Genomic DNA, 5,923 nt, shown 5'->3' on the forward strand with positions numbered 1-5,923 from the left:
CGCCCGTGGAGCCGGTGTTAGTCAGGGCGGAAGCTCTGCTGTCGGTGTCGAAGCGGGAACCCACCGAGGCGATCGCGCGTGAACGCGCACGACGCAGTAGGAATCCCCGGCCTTCAGGCCGGGGAGGACGTCAAAGTCTCGGTGTCGGCTCCCCGCGGACGCCCCGACAGGCGCCGGATCGCCGGGACTAGCCTGGTGGCGGCCGGTAACCGGATGCGACGGGCGACCGGTCATGACGGAGCGTGCCTTCCCGGCGCTGGCGGCGACGCCACACGACCGGCGGAGCGGCGGCGGGGACCGGTCGCAGTGATCGGTCCGTGGCGGTGGGCGTGTGGTGGTGGGTCCGTGGCGGTGGCAGGTCGGTAGGGGGCTGTGTATGACGGTCGAGGTCGGCGGGTCGAACGGCAGGCGTACCGCCGGCCCGGCGCGGGAGGCTGCAGCCGTGGCCCCCGTCGGCCGGGTGCTCGGCACGGAGGAGAACACGCCGCTGCTGTTCCACGTCGCCCTGCTCGAGGGCAGCTATCTGCAGCTCGACGATGTGGTTGTCACGGTCCGCGCGGTGCCCGGCGTCGGGCCGGTGATGACCGCCGGCATCGTCACCCAGGTGCGGGCCCGGCACGAGGGCGCGTCGTTCGGCTCGGACGTCTTCCTGATCGCCGACGGCGTCCTGCCCGCGCAGGTGCAGGAGATCGCCGAGATCACCACGACCCGGGTGGAGCCGGAGGTGTACGTCCCACCGCTGCCCGGTGAGCAGGTGCGGCGGGCGACCGGTGCGGAGCGGGCGACGGCGCTGTACTTCGACATGATGGAGAAGCGGATCCCGGTCGGCATCGGCCGTGACGGAAACCCGATCTACATCAATCTCGAGTTCCTGGACGGCACCCGGGGCGCGCACGTCTCCATCAGCGGTATCTCGGGGGTCGCCACCAAGACCAGCTTCGCGCTGTTCCTGCTGCACTCGATCTTCCGCTGCGGGGTGCTCGGGCGGGCGGCGGTGAACACCAAGGCGCTGGTGTTCTCGGTGAAGGGCGAGGACCTGCTGTTCCTCGACCACGCCAACTCCCGGTTGGACGAGGACAAGCGCGCCGCCTACGGCCGGCTCGATCTGCCCGCCGAGCCGTTCCGTTCGGTCGGCTTCTTCGCCCCGCCGCTGCCCGACGACATCTCCGGCCAGCCGAACGTCGCCTCCAGGAAGACCGGGGTGGCCGCGTTCTGGTGGACGATCCAGGAGTTCTGCGCGGGCGAGCTGCTGCCGTACGTGTTCGCCGACGCCGAGGACGACCGCAACCAGTACACGATCGTCGTCCACCAGGTGGCGCTGCGGCTGCGCACGGACGCGGTGCCCGCCGGCGCCGAGGGGGCGGTCAGCATCGACGGCCAGCTGGTGCGGACCTACTCCGAGCTGGTCGACCTGATCGTCGACCGGCTGACCGACGAGGAGACGCGCCGCGACTGGGCCGGGCCGGTGACGGGCGCCGGGACGGTCAACGCGTTCGTCCGCCGACTTCGCTCGTCGTTGCGCTCGCTGCGGTCGCTGATCCGGGCGGATCTGGCGGACAGCCCGCGTCGCAAGGTCTCCACGGTCGACCAGCAGGTGACCGTGGTCGACCTGCACAACCTGCCGGAGCGGGCGCAGCGGTTCGTCGTCGGGGTGGTGCTCGCCGCGGAGACGCGGCGCAAGGAGGAGGCGGGTCCCGGCAGCCTGCTGTTCACGATGATCGACGAGTTGAACAAGTACGCCCCGCGGGAGGGCACGAGCCCGATCAAGGAGGTGCTGCTCGACATCGCCGAGCGCGGCCGCTCGCTGGGCATCATCCTGATCGGCGCGCAGCAGACGGCGAGCGAGGTCGAGCGGCGGATCATCGCCAACAGTTCGATCAAGGTGGTCGGCCGGCTCGACTCGGCCGAGGCGGGTCGGCCGGAGTACGGGTTCCTGCCACCAGGGCAGCGTGCCCGGGCCACACTGGCCAAGCCGGGCACGATGTTCGTCTCGCAGCCGGAGATCCCGGTGCCGCTCGCGGTGGAGTTCCCGTTCCCCGCTTGGGCGACCCGGCACTCCGAGACCGCGGGCCCGCCCCCCGAATCCACCGGCCCGCCGTCCGGCTCGGTTCCCGGCCAGCCCGGGAAACCGGCGCCCAGCACGATTCCCCGCAATCCGTTCGACCTCCTACCCAACCCCTCCGACGAGGTTCCGCCGTTCTGATCTCCGGCCGTTAGGAACCGCCATGAAGTTCCTGCACACCTCGGACTGGCACCTCGGCAAGACCCTCAAGGGACGTAACCGGCTCGACGAGCAGCGCGCGGTGCTCGGGGAGATCATCGGGATCGCCCGGGAGCACGAGGTCGACGCGGTGCTCGTCGCCGGGGACGTCTATGACAGCGCGGCCCCGCCGGCGGCGGCCCAGCAGCTCGCCGTGCAGGCGCTCGTCGCGTTGCGCGGCACCGGGGCCGAGGTGGTCGTGATCGCCGGCAACCACGACCACCAGCCGACCTTCGACGCCTACCGTCCGCTGATGTCCGCCGCCGGGATCACCCTGGTCGGGACGCCGCGCACCGCCGCCGACGGCGGGGTGGTCACCTTCCGCGCCCCCGGCACCGGTGAACCGGTGACCGTGGCGGCGCTGCCGTTCGTCTCCCAGCGGTACGCCGTCCGCGCCGCCGACCTGGTCACCCAGACGCCCGACCAGACCGCGGCCCGCTACGACCAGGTCGTGCGCGCCCTGGTGGAGCAGTTGCGCTCCGGCTTCGACGACGACGCGGTGAACCTCGTCCTGGCCCACCTGACGGTGACCAACGGCCTGTTCGGCGGCGGGGAGCGGATGGCCCAGTCGATCTTCGAGTACCACGTGTCCGCGGCGGCGTTCCCCGCGGACGCCCACTACGTGGCGCTGGGGCACCTGCACCGGCGGCAGACCCTCGCCGCGCCGTGCCCGGTGGTGTACTCCGGCGCGCCGCTCGCGGTCGACTTCGGCGAGCAGGAGAACACGAACGTGGTGTGCCTCGTCGAGGCGAGCCCCGGCGTCCCCGCCCGGGTCACCGACATCGCACTGACGGCCGGCCGGCGGCTGCGGACGGTCCGGGGCACCGTCGCGGAGCTCACCGCGCAGGCCCCGGATCTCGCCGAGGACCTGCTGCGGGTGGTCGTGCGCGAACCGGCCCGCGCGGGGCTGCGCGACGAGGTCCAGGAGCTGCTGCCGAACGCGCTCGAGGTCGGCATCGACCCGGAGTTCCGGGTGGCCCTCGGTGGGTCGCGCCCCAGCGCCGCGGCGCTGGCCCGGCGCAGCCCCGCGGACCTGTTCCGGGAGTACTGCGCCGCCGAACAGTTCGACGACCCCCGGGTCGAGGCGCTGTTCGCCCGGCTGCACGACGACGTCTCCAGTGGCGAATAAGTGGCCGAGTGGCCGAGTGGCCGAGTGGCCGAGTGACCAAGCGACCAAGCGACTGATGGGACGTCCGAGCCGGCGCCGGCCGAGGGATCTGGGAGGGGACTGAATGCGCCCGGTACAGCTGGACCTCGCCGGTTTCGGGTCGTTCCGGGAACCGGCGGTGCTGGACCTCGCCGACGCCGACTACTTCGCGCTGGTGGGCCCGACCGGCGCCGGCAAGTCGACGCTGATCGACGCGCTGACGTTCGCGCTGTTCGGCTCGGTACCGCGCTGGAACAACCGCGCGACGGTGCACCTGGCGCTCGCGCCGACCGCGGCCCGGGGCACGGTGCGGCTCGTCTTCGACGCGGCCGGCGCCCGCTACGTGGTGGCGCGGGAGCTGCGCCGCTCCGCCCGCGGGAACGTGACCGTGCGCAACGCCCGGTTCGAGCGGCTGGTCGACCCGGCCGGCGTCGGCGGGCCGGGGGAGCCGACGGACGTCCTCGCCGCGGGCGCGCCCGCGGTCACCGCGGCGGTCGAGGGGCTGCTCGGGCTCACCTTCGAGCACTTCTGCACCTGTGTGGTGCTCCCGCAGGGCGAGTTCGCCGAGTTCCTGCGGGCGAAGCCGAGCGAGCGGCAGGCCATCCTCACCCGGCTGCTCGGGCTGGGTGTCTACGACACGATCCGCGCGGCGGCGAACGCCCGCGCGAGCGACCAGCGCCAGCGCGCGGACGTCCTCGCCGAGCAGCTCGCCGGCTACGCGGACGCGACCGCCGCCGCCGAGGCCACCGCGGCCGACCAGGTCGGCGCGCTCACCCGGCTCGCCGCCGAGGTGGCCGCCGCGCTGGCGGAGCTGGCCCGGCTGGACACCGCCGCCGCCGACGCCGCCGCCCAGGTCACCCGGCTGGCCGCCGAGCGTGACCGGCTCGCCGCCGTCCGACCGCCGGACGGGCTGGCGGATCTCACCGGCCGGCTGCACGCCGCCCGGGCCGCCGCCGCGGACGCCCGCCGGCACCGCGAGGAGGCCGAGCGGGCGGACAGCACCGCCCGGGAACGGCTCGCCGCGGCGCCGTCCCGCGGCCCGCTCGACCGGTACGCCCACGACCACGAGGCACTCGCCGGCCTGCTCGCGGCCCGACCGGAAGCCGTCACCGAGCAGACCGCGGCCGGGGCGGCCCTCGCCGCCGCGGCCGCCGCGCTCGCGCAGGCGCGCGGCGGGCTGGCGGCGGCGACCACCACCGAACGCGCGGCCGAGCAGACCGCCGAGGCCGCCGCCGCCGAGGTGAGCCGGCTCGAAGCCGAGCTGGGGCTGCTCGCCGGTGTGCGCCCGCCGGCCGGGCTGGCGGCGCTGACCGATCGGCTGCGTGGCGCAGAGGCGGCGCGGGCCGAAGCCGTCGAGCACCGGGAGGCGGCCGAGCGGGCCGACACCGCCGTCCGCGAGGAGCGGGCCGCCGCACCGCCGCGCGGCCCGCTGGAACGGGCCCTGCGCGATCACGAGCTGCTCGCCGAGCTGCTGACCGGCCAGGCTGGCGCGGCAGCCGCGCACGCCGCCGCCCGGGACGCGCTCGGCCGGGCCGAGACCGCCCTGGACGCGGCCCGCCACGCCCGGCACCGCGCGGCCGCCGCCCGGGACACCGCCGCCCGCGCCGATCTGGCCGCCGCGTTGCGGCCGCACCTGGCCGTGGGGGAGGACTGCCCGGTCTGCGCGCGGCCCGTCGCGACCCTGCCGCCGCCGCTGCCGGCCGTCGGCATCGGTGCCGCCGACGAGGCGGTCACCGCCGCCGAGGGTGAGGTCGCCGCCCGTACCGCCGAGGCGACCGCCGCCACCCGGGCGGCGCTGGAATCCGAGGCCCGGCTCGCGGAGCTGACCAAACGGGTCGAGGAGCTGCGCGGCGCGCTCGCCGACGCGCCGGACGCCCGCCGCGCCGCCGACCTCCTCGCGGACGTCGAGCGGCTCGACGGCGCCGTCACCGGCGCCGACCTGGCCCTGCGCCAGGCCCGCGACGCCGCGGCGGCCGCCGAGACGGTCGTCACCCGTTGCCGGGACGAGGCGGCCGGGGCACGGCGGGCGCTCGACACCGCCCGGGATCCGCTGGTCTCCCTCGGCGCTCCCGGCCTGGCGGGCACCGACCTGGAGGCCGACTGGGCCGCGCTCGTCACCTGGGCCGCCGGCCTCGCCCGTGACCGGGCCGGTCAGCGTGACGCCGCCGCCGAGCGGTCGGCCGCCGCTGCGGCGTCCCTCGCCGCCGCGCGGCAGGCACTGACGCTCGCCACCGACGGGCAGGCCCGGGCGGACGAGGAGCGGATCGCCGCGGCCCGGGCCCAGCAGCGGGCCGCCACCCGCGTCGCGACCCTCGACGACCAGACCGAGGCGCTGCGTGCCGCGCTCGCCGGCGCGCCGAGCGCCGTCGAGGTCGCGGCCGCGCTCGCCGAGCTCGACCGGCTCACCGCCGCGGCCGGCCAGGCCGACCAGCGGCTACGCGGCGCCCGGGCGGAAGCCGACGCCGCCGAGCGGGCGTTCGAGCAGGCCCGGGACGCGCTCGGCGCGGCCGGCGCCG

3 protein-coding genes are annotated in these 5,923 nt (G+C 75.9%); all 3 read left to right on the forward strand.

Annotation, left to right across the window (positions count from 1 at the left end; translation table 11 throughout):
* Nucleotides 1-376: 376 nt before the first annotated feature.
* The gene (locus tag MXD62_RS26750) at nt 377-2,203 is read left to right on the forward strand and encodes an ATP-binding protein (RefSeq protein ID WP_248832182.1); all 1,827 of its coding nucleotides are present in this window, start codon (nt 377-379) and stop codon (nt 2,201-2,203) included.
* Nucleotides 2,204-2,225: 22 nt separating this feature from the next.
* Nucleotides 2,226-3,389 (forward strand): exonuclease SbcCD subunit D, encoded by a 1,164-nt coding sequence (locus tag MXD62_RS26755; protein WP_248832183.1) that lies wholly within the window; start codon nt 2,226-2,228, stop codon nt 3,387-3,389.
* Nucleotides 3,390-3,492: 103 nt separating this feature from the next.
* A partial coding sequence (locus MXD62_RS26760) for an AAA family ATPase (RefSeq protein ID WP_248832184.1) occupies nt 3,493-5,923 on the forward strand: 2,431 nt, incomplete at its 3' end.

Origin of the sequence: Frankia sp. Mgl5 (genome assembly GCF_023242985.1) — a bacterium.
Taxonomy (GTDB): Bacteria; Actinomycetota; Actinomycetes; order Frankiales; family Frankiaceae; genus Parafrankia; species Parafrankia soli.

Excerpts from the sequence above, each read along its gene's own strand:
- MXD62_RS26750 (WP_248832182.1), top strand. The coding sequence starts at position 377 with ATGACGGTCGAGGTCGGCGGGTCGAACGGCAGGCGTACCGCCGGCCCG.
- MXD62_RS26755 (WP_248832183.1), top strand. The coding sequence starts at position 2,226 with ATGAAGTTCCTGCACACCTCGGACTGGCACCTCGGCAAGACCCTCAAG.